Annotated in this window: 2 pseudogenes; both read left to right on the forward strand. The window is 60.4% G+C overall.

The window, feature by feature from the left end:
- Positions 1-252, forward strand: a pseudogene (locus K359_RS65660) (hypothetical protein); the annotation flags it as partial.
- A 135-nt stretch (positions 253-387) separates the two neighbouring features.
- Positions 388-618: pseudogene (locus tag K359_RS60825) on the forward strand (ABC transporter substrate-binding protein); the annotation flags it as partial.
- Between the last annotated feature and the right edge of the window lie 560 nt (positions 619-1,178).

Below are 1,178 nucleotides of genomic sequence, written 5' to 3' on the forward strand. Positions count from 1 at the left end.
CAGAACGCCGCCCCCACGGAGTCCTACGGTGTTTTATTCGCGAGCCTCCTCGGCTACCTTCCCGGAACTCGCGGAGGCCGGGACGTCTCGATGCGCAAGGGCAATGACTACATTCTGAAGCTGCGGCCGTGGTCGTTGTCGACGTTCGTGGTTGCCCTGCTGGCCGTGGTGCTGGCCACTGCGACCCAGGAGATGTTCGCGAGCTTCGGCATGCAGTTCTATTTTTTTATCGGGATCTATGTCCTCCATTGAAGTTTGGATGGCGCCCATTCCAGCTTCTCGCAAAAAGTTCGCGAAATCCCCAGAAAGCTGCGCGGCGTGCTCGTGCGCCTTGATCGGCTCCGCAAACTTCAGTCCATCAAATGAAAGCGACGTTCCGACGAACGAGACATCCACAGCCTCGGGCTGAAGCTCGCGCAGGGTCTGGTCATCACCGAGGCCTACTATTGGGATCTCAACGACCGCACACGCGCCTTCGGCAAGCGCTTCTTCGAGCGCATGAAGCGGATGCCGACGATGAACCAGGCAGCGACCTACAACGCCACCCTGCACTACCTCAACGCGGTGAAGGCCGCCGGAACCAAGGAGACCAAGCCGGTGCTGCCCCCGCGTCGGCAACCGACAGGGCCTTCATCGAGAGTTCACCGACGACCATCGGCTGCGCAGAAATTAGCGATCTTGATCGCAATTCTCAAGACGCGTTCTCCTCTTCGGCGCCGTCGGCGCTCGATGCCGATCCCGACAAGACGGTGCTGTTTGCGCGGGGCCGTTTGAAGGAAGCCAAAGGAAGCCAGAAGGTGGTTTGAGCATATTGGCTGGAACGTCCCGCCCCAAAACGAACGGGGCCGACGGATACTCCAGTGGGGCGCCGATCATGCTTGCCTCGCCTCGCCGGGTAACCCGATGCGATCGGTGCGCCGTTGGTGCCGATGCTGGGCACCCTGGTTGACGCGAGAGCAATTGGAAGCGGTCGTTGCGGACACGAAGAGCAGCAACAAGCTGTGGACTCCGGACCAGTGCGCGACTGCTCATAGTACCCATTCGCGACCGTCAAGCCTTCGGCTTCCGGTTCATCGGAGCCTGCGACGACCCGAACTACAAAGTTCGGCTCGAGCTGAAGCGAGTAAAGTACGCCACCTATTCGCGTAACTACCGAAAGAGGAACGGCACGGGCGCCA

It is taken from the genome of Bradyrhizobium sp. th-b2 (assembly GCF_000426785.1).
GTDB lineage: Bacteria > Pseudomonadota > Alphaproteobacteria > Rhizobiales > Xanthobacteraceae > Bradyrhizobium > Bradyrhizobium septentrionale.